General features: G+C 58.3%; 14 protein-coding genes. 1 reads left to right on the top strand and 13 read right to left on the bottom strand.

The window, feature by feature from the left end; all coding sequences use genetic code 11:
- Position 1: 1 nt before the first annotated feature.
- Complete coding sequence (locus tag EI185_RS00175) at positions 2-301, top strand: chaperone modulator CbpM (RefSeq protein WP_124703090.1); 300 nt, start codon at positions 2-4, stop codon at positions 299-301.
- Here the strand turns inward: EI185_RS00175 and EI185_RS00170 are convergent.
- The 13 genes from EI185_RS00170 to EI185_RS00110 all read right to left on the bottom strand — a co-directional run bounded on the left by EI185_RS00170 (position 298) and on the right by EI185_RS00110 (position 14,580).
- Positions 298-1,383, bottom strand: a complete 1,086-nt coding sequence (locus EI185_RS00170; protein WP_223247579.1) for a nucleotidyltransferase domain-containing protein — start codon at positions 1,381-1,383, stop codon at positions 298-300. The genes EI185_RS00175 and EI185_RS00170 overlap by 4 nt on opposite strands.
- A complete protein-coding gene (locus EI185_RS00165; RefSeq protein WP_223247578.1) occupies positions 1,370-2,269 on the bottom strand; it encodes an HprK-related kinase A in 900 nt (299 codons plus the stop codon). Before EI185_RS00165 ends, EI185_RS00170 begins: the two co-directional genes overlap by 14 nt.
- 20 nt (positions 2,270-2,289) lie before the next feature.
- Positions 2,290-2,589, bottom strand: coding sequence for an HPr-rel-A system PqqD family peptide chaperone (locus EI185_RS00160; RefSeq protein ID WP_124703089.1), 300 nt, complete (start codon positions 2,587-2,589; stop codon positions 2,290-2,292).
- A gap of 15 nt (positions 2,590-2,604) precedes the next feature.
- Entirely contained in the window at positions 2,605-3,267 is a 663-nt protein-coding gene (locus tag EI185_RS00155) for a hypothetical protein (protein WP_124703088.1), read from the bottom strand.
- 169 nt (positions 3,268-3,436) lie between these two features.
- Positions 3,437-4,291, bottom strand: coding sequence for a peptide chain release factor N(5)-glutamine methyltransferase (gene prmC, locus EI185_RS00150; protein WP_223247577.1), 855 nt, complete (start codon positions 4,289-4,291; stop codon positions 3,437-3,439).
- 2 nt (positions 4,292-4,293) lie between these two features.
- Positions 4,294-5,373 (bottom strand): peptide chain release factor 1, encoded by a 1,080-nt coding sequence (gene prfA, locus EI185_RS00145; RefSeq protein WP_124703087.1) that lies wholly within the window; start codon positions 5,371-5,373, stop codon positions 4,294-4,296.
- The gene (hemA, locus tag EI185_RS00140; RefSeq protein WP_124703086.1) at positions 5,370-6,620 is read right to left on the bottom strand and encodes a glutamyl-tRNA reductase; all 1,251 of its coding nucleotides are present in this window, start codon (positions 6,618-6,620) and stop codon (positions 5,370-5,372) included. Before hemA ends, prfA begins: the two co-directional genes overlap by 4 nt.
- 96 nt (positions 6,621-6,716) lie before the next feature.
- The gene (locus tag EI185_RS00135) at positions 6,717-9,947 is read right to left on the bottom strand and encodes a transglycosylase domain-containing protein (RefSeq protein WP_124703085.1); all 3,231 of its coding nucleotides are present in this window, start codon (positions 9,945-9,947) and stop codon (positions 6,717-6,719) included.
- Positions 9,948-9,965: 18 nt separating this feature from the next.
- Entirely contained in the window at positions 9,966-10,871 is a 906-nt protein-coding gene (gene hemF / locus EI185_RS00130; RefSeq protein ID WP_124703084.1) for an oxygen-dependent coproporphyrinogen oxidase, read from the bottom strand.
- Positions 10,872-10,881: 10 nt separating this feature from the next.
- Complete coding sequence (tsaC, locus tag EI185_RS00125) at positions 10,882-11,439, bottom strand: L-threonylcarbamoyladenylate synthase type 1 TsaC (protein WP_223247576.1); 558 nt, start codon at positions 11,437-11,439, stop codon at positions 10,882-10,884.
- Positions 11,414-12,691: a phosphoribosylamine--glycine ligase gene (gene purD / locus EI185_RS00120; RefSeq protein WP_124703083.1), complete on the bottom strand. Its 1,278-nt coding sequence runs from the start codon at positions 12,689-12,691 to the stop codon at positions 11,414-11,416. Before purD ends, tsaC begins: the two co-directional genes overlap by 26 nt.
- A gap of 17 nt (positions 12,692-12,708) precedes the next feature.
- Positions 12,709-14,271 (bottom strand): bifunctional phosphoribosylaminoimidazolecarboxamide formyltransferase/IMP cyclohydrolase, encoded by a 1,563-nt coding sequence (purH, locus tag EI185_RS00115; protein WP_124703082.1) that lies wholly within the window; start codon positions 14,269-14,271, stop codon positions 12,709-12,711.
- Positions 14,272-14,385: 114 nt separating this feature from the next.
- Positions 14,386-14,580: a helix-turn-helix domain-containing protein gene (locus EI185_RS00110; protein ID WP_124703264.1), complete on the bottom strand. Its 195-nt coding sequence runs from the start codon at positions 14,578-14,580 to the stop codon at positions 14,386-14,388.
- Between the last annotated feature and the right edge of the window lie 74 nt (positions 14,581-14,654).

The following is a 14,654-nucleotide window of genomic DNA, read 5'->3' as shown; positions in this document are numbered from 1 at the left end:
GATGGGACCACATACCACGCCCGTACTGACTGCAGACTGTGTTTTTAAACTGACGCTGGAGCAGCTTGCCTGGACTTGCGGTGCTGAATCCACCTGGATATGCCAACTCGTAGACGAAGCCATCCTTAACCCGGCAGGCACCACTCTGGCCGACTGGCGTTTCAGTGCAGAAGACCTGGCACGCGCGCGCCGCGCCTGGCGGCTGTATCACGAACTGGAGGCCAACCTGGAAGTGCTGGGCTTGATGCTGGATATGCAGGACGAGATCGAACGGCTGCGCGCGCGTTTGCGCTGCGTTTAATTTGCCGCCGAGTGTGGTGGAAATAGCGCCTTGTGCGCCAGGTGATAAGCCAGTAAATGCGCCGGCATGCGCAGCCAGTGGGCGCGCGCATAGAGCAGGCCGCGCGCCGGGACAGACAGTGCATCGTGGCAGCTGACGTGATCAGGTACCAAGGCACGTTGTAGCAGCGTATTCATGAGCTGCTTTGCCGGTGTGGAGGGACGCGCGCATGCGTCGATCTCGTGCAGCACCGGGGAAGGTACCGGCGTAGCAAACAACCGCACCGCCCAGTGCAGCGCGTAATACAGCGGCCGCGCCAGATCCAGTCGTTGCGCGCGCGGCACCAAGTCATCCCAGAACCCTGCCACGGTATCGAATTCGCGCAGCAGCAAGTCGATGTCCGACAAATCGCGCAAGCCATGCTCGAATTCGCCGCAGAATAAATGACTGGCTGAGTGCAGCACCATGTCCGCGGGTGCCAGGGTGAACAGTCCAGGCTCACTAGGAATGGCTTGCGCAGCGGCGAGAAGTAAAGCGGGATCGGGTTTCAGGCGCGCGGTTTCGGGCAGTATGGCGTGATGCACGTCAATTACAGACTGGCGTTTGAGATGCATGAGCGGTGGAATTTCGTGCATCCAGGTACGGTAGTAACGCTGGTCGTAGGCGTCATGTTGAGTGGCGACCCACCCGTGCAGCATGAGCGCGGCTTCGACCTGGTCAATGCATGTTTTTGGCACCATGATGTCGACGTCGGAGAATATGCGTCCCTGACTGGCCATCAGGCCGCCCATACAATAGGCCGCGCCTTTGAGCAGAATGAGTGGTGCGCCGATGTTTACCAGTGCTTGGCAAATTTTCCTGACCTCCCATTTGACTGCACCGGCCTGTTTGCGCGCGATGACTTGCGCTGATTCGAGGTGGGCGCGCGTGGCCTCAGGCAGCGTATTGAGTACCCCGGTTTGCTCCAGTGTCCAGTGTAGTCGGGCGAGCAGGTCGGCACGCCTGCCTTGGCGAATGATTACATCCCATTCGCCGGCACTGGCCTGAACCAGGCCAGTAGGCTCGCGCAGGGCGCGAATAATGGCGCAATCAGCCGTATGCACGCTGCTGTTCTGCCAGTGCATTGAACACGCTGGCGGCCTCTTCCAGGTTGCCATAATGGAAACTGTAAGCGGTGGTGGTATCCATCAGCGTGGCCAAGCGCCGGAATCCGTCTTCCGCTAGCAGACTGTAATTAAAAGCATTGCGTGCCAGACCCAGGAATGCCTGGGCAGGCGCCATCGGCTTCAGAGTGGCGGCTGTGCCGGTGTCGAATTTCGGGAATACCACCCAGGCGGGGCGTGCTTGTTCATGTGCCCGGACAACGCTCTCTGTAGGGGCGCGCATGTGCGAGACCGTGCCTTTGAGCGTGTCCTTTACGACCCGGCCGATGCATGCTTCGGAGGCGAAGTGGCGAATAACTTCGATGGACTCATTTTTCAGGCTGACAGGGCGTGCCACGGGTTGGATCAAGCCGGCTTTCGAGATCAAGCCAAGTTCGTCCGACAGTAGCCGCCAGCCGCGATTCACCAAGCCGGCCGTGAGCGTGCTTTTGCCTGACCCCGGCGGCGCTGGCAGTATGGCGGCAAACCCCTCTTTTTCGATAACTGCCGCGTGGATGATGAGGTACTGATGGGCATGGGTGGTGATACACCAATTGAGCCCCCATTCGAACAAGGCGAACGCCTGGTTGACCGGTAATGGCTTGAATGGGGTGTAACCATCGAAGCGGAAGATCACCTGCGGCCTGAGCCAGCGGCGGTGGCTGGCGGGGCGTTCCAGTGCGACATGGAAATCAGCGAAACGCTGCTCTTCGAGAATCTGGGCATCATGGTATATCTGATGGATACCCTCCGCCACACTGGGGATGGCGCTTTGCACATGCGTAACAAACGCGCCCATACTTAAATAAATGCCCGGGCCGGCCAAGCGCCTGCGCAGTTCGGCCAAGCTATATCGGGCTGAAGCAGTCAAATGTGAAATTCGGCAATCAAGCCAAGACGGGTCAACTCTTCCGTCATGGTTTTGAGAATTTGATGAGATTCCAGTTTCGGTAAAGTTTCTGTCTGGCCGAAGACTCGCTTGGCCAAATCCTCAAAACTGGCCGCCCCAAGCTGCAAGCATTCCAGCAGGCTACCTGCTGGTTCGCTGATCAGATGGGTGTCGCCGGAGGCTTTGTCGAAAATCACGTATTCGTCGCCCCAGGTATGCAGCAGTAACCCGTGACCGGGCGTAATTTGCCAAAGTGTGTCTTTACCTCGAGCAGGCATATTCAGACGGATTATTCAATGGGAGTTGCCATTGCCGCTCGTTGGGCAAGTAAATCCTGTACCTTCTGGTTGAGAGCCCGAATCGCCTGATATTGGACAATCGCGCTGATTCAGAATCGCCAGCATGTTTTTCAGTTCCTCATGATTGGTTGCGTTTCTGAATAGCTGCAGGATTTCCGAAGCGGTATAACCGAACTGATCGGGGAAGGAGGCAGCGTTAAGCAGTGCCGCCACTGCATGCGCACCCAGTTCGGGAAAGAGCGGGTCTTCGCTGCCTTGCAACCACAGCACTTCGTACAAAGTGTAAACATGAGTAAGGGTCGGATTGCAAGTAATCTTGTATTTTTCGACACCGAAGACCGAGTTAAATGTCTCCGTGGTCTTATATCCGGTGCCAATCCAGTCATGCGAGGTAGTATCGACATGGTTGTTTTTCCAGAAACCGGGGGTGCAGCCAGCGCATGTGATCTGACCGGGTGAGGACACGTTACCCGACATCATGCCGGAAATGCTGCACTGTCCTGCCCAGACAGGACGGCTGGCCAAAGTGAAAATGACGGCTGAGCCGGTTAATCCGATTTTGGAAAAACGACGGCGGGCTTCACTCACGCCGGATGGCTCGCCTGCGCTAATCGTTGGCTGGTTCACCTCAGCTTTACCGTTATCTTTGTTTTCCATGAGAGCAATCCTTAGTATTTGGGATTTATCGTGAATAAAGTATGTGTAAATAAATATAAAGCAAGAAACATACCGTTTATAAAGATTGGCCATCCCACACCATGTGGGCAATAGCGTTTTCAGGAAAAAACGCCTTGCTACACAAATCCTTGTTGGGCCGTGTGTAAAGTTAATCGACACACCCGATGCTGACCCGATCGACCCGCGCCAAGTCAGGATAGGTTTGGGTTTCCCCGAAGCCCGCTACAGCAAGCGCATTGCGTGTGTATTCACCCTGGTCGTAACCGTGTTCAAGCAGTAGCCAGCCCTCTGGTTTGAGGTGTCGAGCGGCTGTTTGAATAAGTACTTCCAGCGCGACACGCCCTGACCCCCCCGCTGCCAGCGCATTAATCGGCTCAAAGCGTAAATCCCCCTGCGTCAGATGCAAGTCATTTGCGGCAATATACGGCGGATTGCTGACAATAACGTCAAATTTTTCGACACTGTTCAGTGCGCTGAACCAGTCACTTTCAATAAACTGTACATTGTCCGCTTTTAGATTACGGGCATTGGCTTGCGCCAATTCCAGTGCTTCCGGGCTGACATCTACGGCCACCAGTTCGGCTAACGGGCGCAGCTTGGCCAATGTGATAGCGATGATCCCGCTACCTGTGCCCAGATCGAGTACCCGGCATGGCCGATCCACGGGGATGCGCGCCAGCGCCAGCTCCACCAGCAGTTCGGTTTCCGGGCGCGGGATGAGCACGGCCGGACTGACCTTGAACATCAGGCCGTAGAATTCCTTTTCGCCAAAAATATAGGCGATCGGCTCGCCTGTCAGTCTGTGTTTGAGCCAGCTTGTATAACGCGCTGCGACGGGCGGGGCGAGCATTTCGTCATCATGCGCCAGCAGCCACGCACGGTTGACGTCAAGAGCGGCGGCCATCAAAAGCTGTGCTTCCAGGCGGGCGTCGCAGGACGCAAGACCGAGTGCCTGCACCAGTTGTGCCTGATCGGCGGCGAGACGTTCTCGTATTGCCAGCAAAATTAACGCTCGCCCATCGCTGCCAGCAATTCGGCCTGGTATTCGGACGCTAATGCGTCCAGCAGTTCGGTGAGATCGCCGTCCATGATGGCGTCGATCTTGTACAGGGTGAGGTTGATGCGGTGGTCGGTGATGCGTCCCTGCGGAAAATTGTAGGTGCGCACGCGCTCTGAGCGGTCACCGCTGCCGATCAGAGACTTGCGCGTGGCGGCTTCCTTGGCGGCGATTTCACGCAGTTGCTTGTCCTTGATGCGTGCGGCAAGGACTGACAGCGCCTGCGCCTTGTTCTTGTGCTGCGAGCGGTCATCCTGACATTCCACCACGATACCGGTGGGCAGATGGGTGATGCGCACCGCCGAGTCGGTCTTGTTGATGTGCTGGCCGCCAGCGCCGCTGGCGCGATAGGTGTCGATGCGCAGATCGGCAGGGTTGAGGTTAACCTCGGCCACTTCGTCCGCCTCCGGCATCACCGCTACTGTACAGGCAGAGGTGTGGATGCGTCCCTGAGTTTCGGTGGTAGGCACGCGTTGCACACGGTGGCCGCCGGATTCGAATTTGAGCCGCGAGTAGGCACCACGGCCGATAATCTTGATAATCACTTCCCGATAGCCGCCCAGTTCGCTCATGTTTTCCGAAATCAGCTCGATTTTCCAGCGCTGTCGTTCCGCATAACGCGTATACATGCGCAGCAAATCCGCGGAGAACAGCGCTGATTCGTCACCGCCGGTGCCAGCGCGGATTTCCAGAAAGATATTGCGCTCGTCGTTGGGATCCTTGGGCAGCAGCTCGGCTTGCAGTTCGGTCTCGAGCTGTTGCAGGCGTGCCTTGGCGTCTGCGATTTCGGCCTCGGCCAGTTCCTGCATTTCCGGGTCGGACAGCATGGCCTGGGCATTGGCAATGTCGGTTTCGGACTGACGATAAGCCTTGTAAAGCGCGACCACCGGAGAGATTTCAGCATGCTCGCGGGTGAGCTTGCGGTAATTGTCCAGATCGCTGGTAACCGTCTCGCCGGCCAGCAGACGGTTGAGTTCATCCAGCCGCTCGGTAATCTGAGCGAGCTTGGTTAGCAGGCTTGGTTTCATTCGTGGTGGAGCGAGTACATCCGGGCCAGTAGCGTGGCCAGTTCCTGGCGTTCGTTGTCGCTGGCATGGCTGAGTGCATGCGTCGGCAAATGCAGGAATTTATTGGTGAGCGCGCGCGACAGCACATCAATGACCTCGTGCGGATCGTCGCCGCGCGCGAGCATTTTTTGCGCGCGCTCCAGTTCGTGGCGGCGGTAACGTTCGGCATGGTCGCGCAAACCGCGGATGGTGGGTACCATCTCGCGGGTTTCCATCCAGTGCACAAAGGTCTCCACCCTGGCTTCGATAATCGCCTCGGCCTGGCCGACATGCGCCTGGCGATTGTCCATGCCTTGTTTGACCACTTCACCCAGATCGTCCACGGTATAGAGGAATACGTCGGCCAACTCGGCGACCTCGGTTTCAATATCGCGCGGCACGGCCAGATCCACCATGAAAATGGGACGGTGGCGACGCGCCTTGAGCGCACGCTCGACCATGCCCTTGCCGAGTATGGGAAGCGGACTGGCGGTACAGGTCACCACGATGTCGTAATTTGCCAGATGTTCTGGCAGGTCGGTCAATGCAATGGCGCTGCCGTGATGGCGGTCAGCCAGCAGGCGCGCGCGTTCTTCGGTGCGGTTGGCAACCAGAATATGTTTGGGATGGCGTGCGGCAAAATGCGTGGCGCATAGTTCGATCATTTCACCCGCGCCGATGAACAGCACGTTTTGTTCGGCAATGCTGGGGAAAATACGCTCCGCCAGCCGCACTGCGGCGGCTGCCATGGATACCGAACTGGCGCCAATTTCGGTGCTGGTGCGCACTTCCTTGGCCACTGCAAAGGTACGCTGGAACAGCTTGTGTAGCAGCATGCCCAGCGTGCCGGCGTGCTCGGCGGTTTTCACCGCCTGGCGCATCTGGCCGAGGATCTGTGTTTCACCCAGCACCATCGAATCCAGTCCGGATGCCACGCGAAATGCATGGCGCGCTGCTTCGGCTTGCGGCAGTGCATACAGGTAGGGTTGGATAACCGAGCGCTTGAGCTGGTGATAGCGCGCCAGCCAATCCAGCGCGGCTTCACCCTGCTTGGTGTTGCAATATACCTCGGTGCGATTGCAGGTGGACAGGATGGCCGCTTCCTTCACCGGCGTCTGCGTAGTCAGGTCGCGCAGCGCCTCCTCCATGCGGTCGGCATGAAACGCCACCTGCTCACGAATGCTGAGCGGTGCGGTCTGGTGATTAATGCCGAATGTAAATAACTGCATGGATGTGTTGAAACACTATAACCGTTCTATTTTAACCAATTGTTGAAGACAGCGCAGACTTGGGTGTGTTCAACCTTGATACGAGCTCCTGGGTGTTCAATAGGTTTCCTCACTCTTGGGCTTATGTTCTTCATCGGACGCAGGTAACTCAGGTAGTGGAGAGCTGATGTTTGTATCGGGTTTGAGCGGAGTACCAGGGGTGGTTTCCTCTGGCTCAGAGTCAGGTGCCGGCTTTACAGGCGGCATGGGTGTTGATGCCTTTTTGCTGGAAGAGGGCGACTGTGAATGCTGCGGTTTGGCTTGCGACGGTTGTGGTACCGTTGTGGAGTCTTGACCAGTTTCGGCAGCAGTCTGGCCTTCAATGGGCGCCAGAACATTGCTTAATTCCGGCCCCATTTCCTTGAGCAGTTGAGCCGGCAAGGAGCTGGTAAAACGGTACTTGGCTGCTTCTTCACCGGGGACCAACGCGGTCATGGTGCCGAAGAAACGGTCGCCGAGGAAAAACACCATGGTAGCGGTACGATTTACTACCCGTGAGGTGAGCAGATTGCCGCCTGCCCCAAAAGTTTTGTAGCGGTGGTCGCCGGTGCCGGTCTTGCCCCCCATGATAATGGGATTACCTTTGGCGTCCTTGAACGCGCCATTCAGACGCGCGGCGGTGCCATGCTCCACCACGCCCTGCAATGCGCGCCGCACTACCTGTGTGAGTTCGACGGGGAGCAGGCGCTCGCCTTGCGGTTGCTGGCGCACAAACACGGTTTCGTAGGGTGTTCCGGCAGCAAAGTGCAGTTCCTGGATGGATACCGCCGGCAGACGCACGCCGTTGTTGACTACCACGCCCATCAGTTCGGCGAGTGCGGCGGGGCGGTCTGCCGAGCTGCCGATGGCGGTGGCATAGGAAGGCACCAGACTGTCAAACGGGTAGCCAAGCCGCTTCCAGTCGCGATAGATGTTCTGGAAAGCTTCGACTTCGAGCAGGCTGTGGATGCGCTGATCCTGAGCATTTTTGCGGCTGGTCTTGAACAGCCAGTTATACACCTCGATGCGCTGATCATGGCTGGCAGCGACGATGTCGGCAAAAGTAGCAGTCGGGTGGCTGCGCAGATAGCGCACCAGCCATAATTCCAGCGGATGAATCTGCGCGATGTAGCCACGGTCTGCGAGCGAGTAAGCATCGGTTGCGTTCTGCGAGTAAAGCGTCTGAATTTCCCTGTCCGACAGCGTCGTACCATCCAGCGCGCGGCCCCGCAGAAAGCTGGAAAATGCACTTAAAGACGCGTCCGGAGCGATATATCGGTAAATCGCTGCCAGCCTGCGCGGCACCGGATGTACCTCGGAAAACAGCTTTTCAGTAACCTGGGTGGGCTTCAAACCGCGGTATTTTTTATGAAAACGCAGCAGGAAGGCTTGCCCTTCCCGGTCGGCAAAGCGCTCCAGATAGGTTTTACGCGCAGGGTTGCTGGCATCTTCGAGGATTCTGCCTACGACGCCCGGGTTTTGCGCGATATAGTGACGAACAATATCGCGCATCACGCGGATATAGACCAGGTTGACCGAATTGCGTGTGGCTTCCCACAGATTCATGCGGCGACCATTGTCGTCCTTGTTGAAGTTGACGAAATGGAGCAAGCCGCCACCAGTGAAAAAACCAGTGGATGGGTCCGCCGAATAAGTGCGATTCATCGCGCCCTCCAGCATCGCAGCGAGGCTTTTGTCCTGTGCAGTCAACAGGTATTGAGCGGCCCACTGGGCAATCGCATCGTTATCCTGGTGAGCAATTTCATGCAGGCGCTTGTCAGGCAATTGCAGATACGCATTGCGCAGCTTGCTGACGATTTCCAGATAACTGATCAGGGTGCGCAGTTTGGCGGTGGAACCCAGATCCAGTTTGGCGCCCTTGTTGATGTCGAACGGCTGGTTGAGGTTATCCGCCTGGACCCGCAACAGTGCGCCTTGCGGGCTTATTTCATACAGGGTAAAGCTGTAGATGATCTTCGATAGATCATTCTCCGGACTCAAAAGGTTTTTGCCATAGATGCCTACTGCGTGCGCACCCTCAGGCGAGTTGAGGCTTATCAATAAGCGGCTTACCGCCTTTTGCGCGATAGCGTTCAGGGTGCTGCTGGCGGACAGGTCGAGGCGGTCCACGTCGTACAGACGATTCATGCCAAGCAAGCCGGCCAGCCGTGAACGTACGGCATTGGCGGCTTTTTGTTCGACAAAGTCACGGCTACTGACCGCGCGCTGGATATTGAAGCGCAAAGGAATAGCCAGCGCGGCGTCGCGCAGCGCCGGGCTGATCAGTCCGGCTTTGGCCAGCAGGCGCAGGTAGATGTTGGTGTGATCGTTCAGAGCCTTGCGATTGCTGCCCAGATAAAACGACGGTTTGCGCTGCGCAATCAGCAGCGACAATACGTGTTTGAAGGCATTGGCGGTGGCGTGATCAGGTTGATTGGCATTGAGCAGACGCACCACCTCCCGGTAGTCCAGGTCGTACCATGCCCACAGCGCGTCGGGCAGGCCGATCACTTCGCCAAAGCCGGGCGCGGCAGAGAGCGGCACCGTGTTGAGATAATCCAGCACCACCCTGCGGCGCGCGGGCAGGGTGTTCTCGCCGTCCAGATAAGCTCGTACCGATGCCGATTCCATTTGCTGAAGCTTGTCGCCCATGGACAGGGTCAGGCCATCCGGCGAATGCCGGTATTTTTCGATCTGTGTGGCAAGCGTGCTGCCGCCCGGCACGTCGTGCTCGGGACGGAAAATCTGCACGATCTTGTCCATCACCGCCTGCGCCAGCCGGTCCCATTCCACTGCCGGATTGCGCTTGGGGTTATCCGTCGACAACAGTTCGCGGTTTTCGATAAACAGCAGCGAGTCTCGCATCAGCGCAGGAATGCTCTGAAAATCGCTGAATACGCGTTGCGGCGTGCGGCTGGAAAACATCACCGCGCCGGTGGTGTCGTACAGGGTGAGGCCGGTCTGGTCTTTTTCATGGTAAGGGAGGAACAGATCGCTATCGGCCATTTGCGCCATGGCCGGACTGATGAGCGCCTGCGCAGCGATCGCGAAGCCTGAACTTGTCAGGCGCTTGCTGAAGTCCGGCAGACGGGTATAACCAAGGCGCACGTCATAAGGTCCATCGTGCGGAAAGCGGATGGATGGGCTGGGGCCTGGTTCCAGCTTGAAATGCATGCGCGCGGCATACTCGCTGAGATACTTTGCCTGCAAGGTGGAAGTGGTGAACTCCCAGGCGAGAAAGCCTGCCAGTACGCCCACGATGAGCAGGCCGCTACCGGTAATAATGAGTTTGCTGCGTGTGGATGCCATGATGCCGCTTAGACCCGGTTAAGCACTGGCGAGCCAGTCTTTGCCAGTGAGAAAATCGCTGTACAGGCGCGCCTCCGCCGTACCCGCTTCGGGTTGCCAGTGGTAGCGCCATTTGACCACCGGAGGCATGGATACCAGGATGGATTCGGCACGGCCATTGGATTGCAGGCCGAACAGCGTGCCGCGATCATACACCAGGTTGAATTCCACATAGCGACCTCGCCGATACGCCTGAAAATCGCGTTCGTGTTCGCCGTAAGGGGTATCCATGCGGCGTTCCAGGATGGGCGCGTAGGCGGAAAGGAAATGATCACCCACACTTTGCATCAGGTTGAAACTGAAATCGAAATCGCCCTCGTTGAAATCGTCAAAGAATATCCCGCCGATACCGCGCGGCTCGTTGCGATGCCTGAGAAAAAAATACTTGTCGCACCATTGCTTGAAACGCGGGTAATAGGCGGTGTCAAACGGATTCAGCGCGTTGCGGCAGACGTGATGAAAATGCACCGCATCCTCCTCGAAGCCGTAATACGGCGTCAAGTCCATGCCGCCACCAAACCACCACACAGGCTCGGCGCCAGGCTTGGTGGCCATGAAAAAGCGCACATTGAGATGCACGGTGGGGGCATAGGGATTGCGCGGGTGGAATACCAGCGACACACCCATGGCTTCGAAGCTGCGTCCTGCCAGTTCCGGCCGCACCGCGCTGGCGGAAGGTGGCAGGTTGTCGCCGAACACGTGGGAGAAATTCACCCCGCCACGCTCCAGCACGTTGCCGTCTTCCAGTACGCAACTGATGCCGCCACCGCCCTCCGGGCGCGCCCAGCTGTCGCGCAGGAAGGGCTTGCCGTCAATCTGTTCCATGCGCTCGACAATGAGCTCTTGCAGTTCCAGAAGATATTCCTTGATTGAATCTGTGTTCATGTTTCGTTCCTTAGCTGCGCAGGATATCGCCACTGGCAAAATCGATAATGGTGCTGGGACGCCGGGCTGTGCCGATTTTACCGGGAATGACGCGGATTTGATTGCCGAACATCCGGTGGCAGTCGCGAGCGTTTTTCAGCGGCCTGCCGCCTGCCCGATTGGCGCTGGTGGAAACCAGCGCCATGCCGAGGCGCTCGCACAACGAGGCCGCGAGCGGGTGCGCGGTGACGCGTACCGCCAGCTTGGTGTGGCGTCCGCTGAGCCAGGGCGGGCAATGTCCGGCCGCGGGCAGCAGCAAAGTGACCGGCCCCGGCCAATAGCCGGAATGCTTGGCAGCCTGTAATGCTTCGGCATCCACGTAGCGTTTGAGTTGTTCGACGCGCGCAGCGATCAGTATCAGTCCCTTGGATTTCGGCCGTCCCTTGAGCTGCAGAATGCGCCGGACGGCGTGCGGGTTCATCGGGTCGCAACCCAGCCCATAGCAGGATTCGGTGGGGTAGGCAATGACGCCGCCTGTCTTCAGCCAGCCACGCAACGCGGAATCAACGGGGTTTTTTGTCAATTGCACGGTAACCGATATCACGCCGCATCTGACAGCCGTCGAAGTGGATCTGATCGGCAATCTCGTAGGCGCGGCGCTGCGCAATTTTCACGCTGTCGCCCAGTGCGGTGACGCATAACACGCGCCCACCGCTGGCCAGCACTTTGCCATCCTTGAGCGCCGTGCCGGCGTGAAATACATGGAAGTCTTCCTCATCCCTGGGCAGGCCGGCAATCTCGTCGCCGCTGCGCGGCGCATCCGGGTAATTCGCCGCCGCCAGCACCACGCCCAGCGCGGTACGCCGGTCCCACTCGGCTTCCACTTTGTCCAGCGTGCCATTGACGGCGTGTTCCATGATGCCGACCAGATCGGATTTCAGGCGCAGCATGATGGGCTGGGTTTCCGGATCCCCCATGCGGCAGTTGAATTCCAGCACCTTGATATGGCCTGCGGCGTCGATCATCAGTCCGGCATAAAGAAATCCGGTGTAGGGCACGCCTTCTTTTTTCATGCCGGCCATTACCGGGGCGATGACTTCGCGCAGCACGCGCGCATGGATTTCCGGGGTGACCACCGGCGCCGGCGAATACGCGCCCATGCCGCCGGTATTGGGTCCGGCGTCGCCGTCCAGCAGGCGCTTGTGGTCCTGGCTGGTGGCCAGCGGCAGCACGTGCTCGCCGTCGCACATCACGATGAAGCTGGCTTCCTCACCGGTGAGGAATTCCTCGATCACCACGCGCGCGCCGGCGCTGCCGAGTTTGTTTCCTTCCAGCATCATGTCCACCGCCGCGTGAGCCTCTGCCAGGGTTTGCGCGACCACCACGCCCTTGCCTGCCGCCAGCCCATCGGCCTTGATGACGATAGGCGCGCCGTTGGCGTCGATGTATGCATGAGCTGGTTGTGCGGCACTGAAAGTCTGGTATTTTGCGCTGGGAATGTTGTGCCGTGCCATGAATGCCTTGGCGAAATCCTTGGAGGCTTCGAGCTGGGCAGCAGCCTGGGTGGGGCCGAAAATTTTCTGGCCGGCCGCACGGAATGCGTCCACGATGCCGGCCGCCAGCGGCGCCTCCGGCCCTACCACGGTGAACGCGACATCTTCGCGCCGGGCAAACTCCACCAGGCTGAGGATGGCGCTGACCGGCACATTGGTGAGCGCCGTATCCCGCGCCGTGCCGGCATTGCCGGGCGCCACCAGCACTTTTGAAATGCGTGGTGACTGAGCCAGCCGCCAGGCCAGAGCATGTTCGCGACCACCGGAACCAATGACTAGAGCTTTCATAGTTGACCTGTCAAAACTCAGTGACGGAAATGCCGGTGCCCGGTAAATACCATGGCGATTCCATGCTCATCTGCAGCGGCGATGACTTCAGCATCCTTGATGCTGCCGCCCGGCTGAATCACCGCCTTGGCACCGGCGCTGGCAAGAATGTCGACGCCGTCGCGGAACGGGAAGAATGCATCGGAAGCGACAGCACAACCAGTCAGAGGCAAGTTGGTTTGACCGGCCTTGATGACGGCGATGCGGGTGGAATCCACCCGGCTCATCTGGCCGGCACCCACACCCAAGGTCTGGCCGTTGGCGGCAAATACAATGGCGTTGGATTTGACGAATTTGGCCACGCGCCAGGCGAACAGCATGTCCTGAATTTCCTGTGGGCTGGGTTGGCGCTGCGTGACCACTTTCAAATCGGCGGCGCTGATGTTGAAGGTGTCCGCGCTTTGTACCAGCAAGCCGCCGCCGACGCGTTTGAGCTCCAGCGCGTTGTGGCCTGCAGCAAGCGGCACGGCGAGCACACGCACGTTCACCTTTTTCGCCAGCAGTGCCAGTGCGGCCGCAGTGTAGGCCGGTGCAATCAACACTTCCATGAACTGGCCGGATACCGCTTCGGCGGTGGCGGCATCGACCTCGCGGTTGAAGGCGATAATGCCGCCAAACGCCGAGGTCGGGTCGGTAGCCAGTGCGCGCTGGTAGGCGCCGAGCGTATCAGGTGCCAGCGCCACGCCGCAGGGGTTGGCGTGTTTGATAATGACGCAGGCCGGCGTATCGAAAGTCTTGATGCATTCCCACGCTGCGTCGGCGTCGCCGATATTGTTGTAGGACAATTCCTTGCCCTGCAACTGGGTGTAATGTGCCAGCGTGCCTGCGGCCGGTTTGATGTCGCGGTAGAACGCCGCTGCCTGGTGCGGATTTTCACCATAGCGCATCGACTGCATGCGCTCGAAATTGAGGTTGAGACGGCTGGGAAAATCGGCGCGTTCGCCATTCAGCTCGCGCGCGGTCAGGTAATTGGAAATCGCGCTGTCGTACTCGGCGGTATGCGAAAACGCCTTGCGCGCCAGGTTGTAGCAGCTGGCGGTGGTTACCGAGCCGTGGTTGGCTTTGAGTTCGGCGAGCACGCTGGCGTAATCGGCCGGATCCGTCACCACCGCAACGTGCTGGTAGTTCTTGGCCGCGGAGCGCACCATGGTCGGGCCGCCAATGTCGATATTCTCGATTGCCTCGGGCAGGGTGCAATCGGGCTTGGCGACAGTCTGACTGAACGGATAGAGGTTCACCACCACCATGTCGATGTAACCGATGTCGGCTGCGCGTACCGCCTCGGCGTGTTCGGCGAGGTCGCGGCGCGCCAGAATGCCGCCGTGGATTTTTGGATGCAGGGTTTTCACCCGGCCATCGAGCATTTCCGGGAAGCCGGTGTAATCCGCCACTTCGGTCACCTGGACGCCATGTTCGGCAAGCATTTTGGCGGTGCCGCCGGTGGACAGAATTTCGATATTGAATTCGCGCAAGCCTTTGGCAAATTCCAGCACACCGGTCTTGTCGGAAACGCTGATCAGCGCGCGCTCAATGTATGCCATGTTGTTTATCCTGATTGTTTAAAAAGCTTTTGCCACGGAGTTCACAGAAAACGCAGAGATGAACGGCATATTTCTTCTCTGTGTTTTCTGTGAACTCCGTGGCTAAAAATAAGTTTATTTGATTCCGTATTGCGCCATTTTCTTGCGCAGGGTATTTCTGTTAATGCCCAGGTATTCAGCGGCGCGAGTCTGGTTGCCTTCAGCGAAAAGCAGGACTTGCTCCAATAGTGGCTGCTCCACGCAGGCCATTACCATGTCGTATATTCCTGTCGGCACTTCCCCGTCCAGATCGCGAAAGTAATCATCCATGGCGCGTGCCACACATGCCGGAATATCATTTTCTTTTTCTTTTCTCACCTTGCTGAATCTCCCTGTGCTCGCCG

This window comes from Sulfuriferula multivorans (genome assembly GCF_003851125.1).
In the GTDB taxonomy this organism is placed as follows: Bacteria; Pseudomonadota; Gammaproteobacteria; order Burkholderiales; family Sulfuriferulaceae; genus Sulfuriferula; species Sulfuriferula multivorans.
Note: the sequence above shows the minus strand (reverse complement) of the source record. Positions and strands in the feature narration are given on the sequence as shown.

Coding starts and splice junctions, on each gene's coding strand:
- EI185_RS00160 (WP_124703089.1), bottom strand. CDS start 2,589: ATGCCTGCTCGAGGTAAAGACACACTTTGGCAAATTACGCCCGGTCAC.
- EI185_RS00175 (WP_124703090.1), top strand. CDS start 2: ATGGGACCACATACCACGCCCGTACTGACTGCAGACTGTGTTTTTAAA.
- prfA (WP_124703087.1), bottom strand. CDS start 5,373: ATGAAACCAAGCCTGCTAACCAAGCTCGCTCAGATTACCGAGCGGCTG.
- EI185_RS00155 (WP_124703088.1), bottom strand. CDS start 3,267: ATGGAAAACAAAGATAACGGTAAAGCTGAGGTGAACCAGCCAACGATT.
- hemA (WP_124703086.1), bottom strand. CDS start 6,620: ATGCAGTTATTTACATTCGGCATTAATCACCAGACCGCACCGCTCAGC.
- EI185_RS00110 (WP_124703264.1), bottom strand. CDS start 14,580: ATGGATGATTACTTTCGCGATCTGGACGGGGAAGTGCCGACAGGAATA.
- hemF (WP_124703084.1), bottom strand. CDS start 10,871: ATGAACACAGATTCAATCAAGGAATATCTTCTGGAACTGCAAGAGCTC.
- EI185_RS00135 (WP_124703085.1), bottom strand. CDS start 9,947: ATGGCATCCACACGCAGCAAACTCATTATTACCGGTAGCGGCCTGCTC.
- purH (WP_124703082.1), bottom strand. CDS start 14,271: ATGGCATACATTGAGCGCGCGCTGATCAGCGTTTCCGACAAGACCGGT.
- purD (WP_124703083.1), bottom strand. CDS start 12,691: ATGAAAGCTCTAGTCATTGGTTCCGGTGGTCGCGAACATGCTCTGGCC.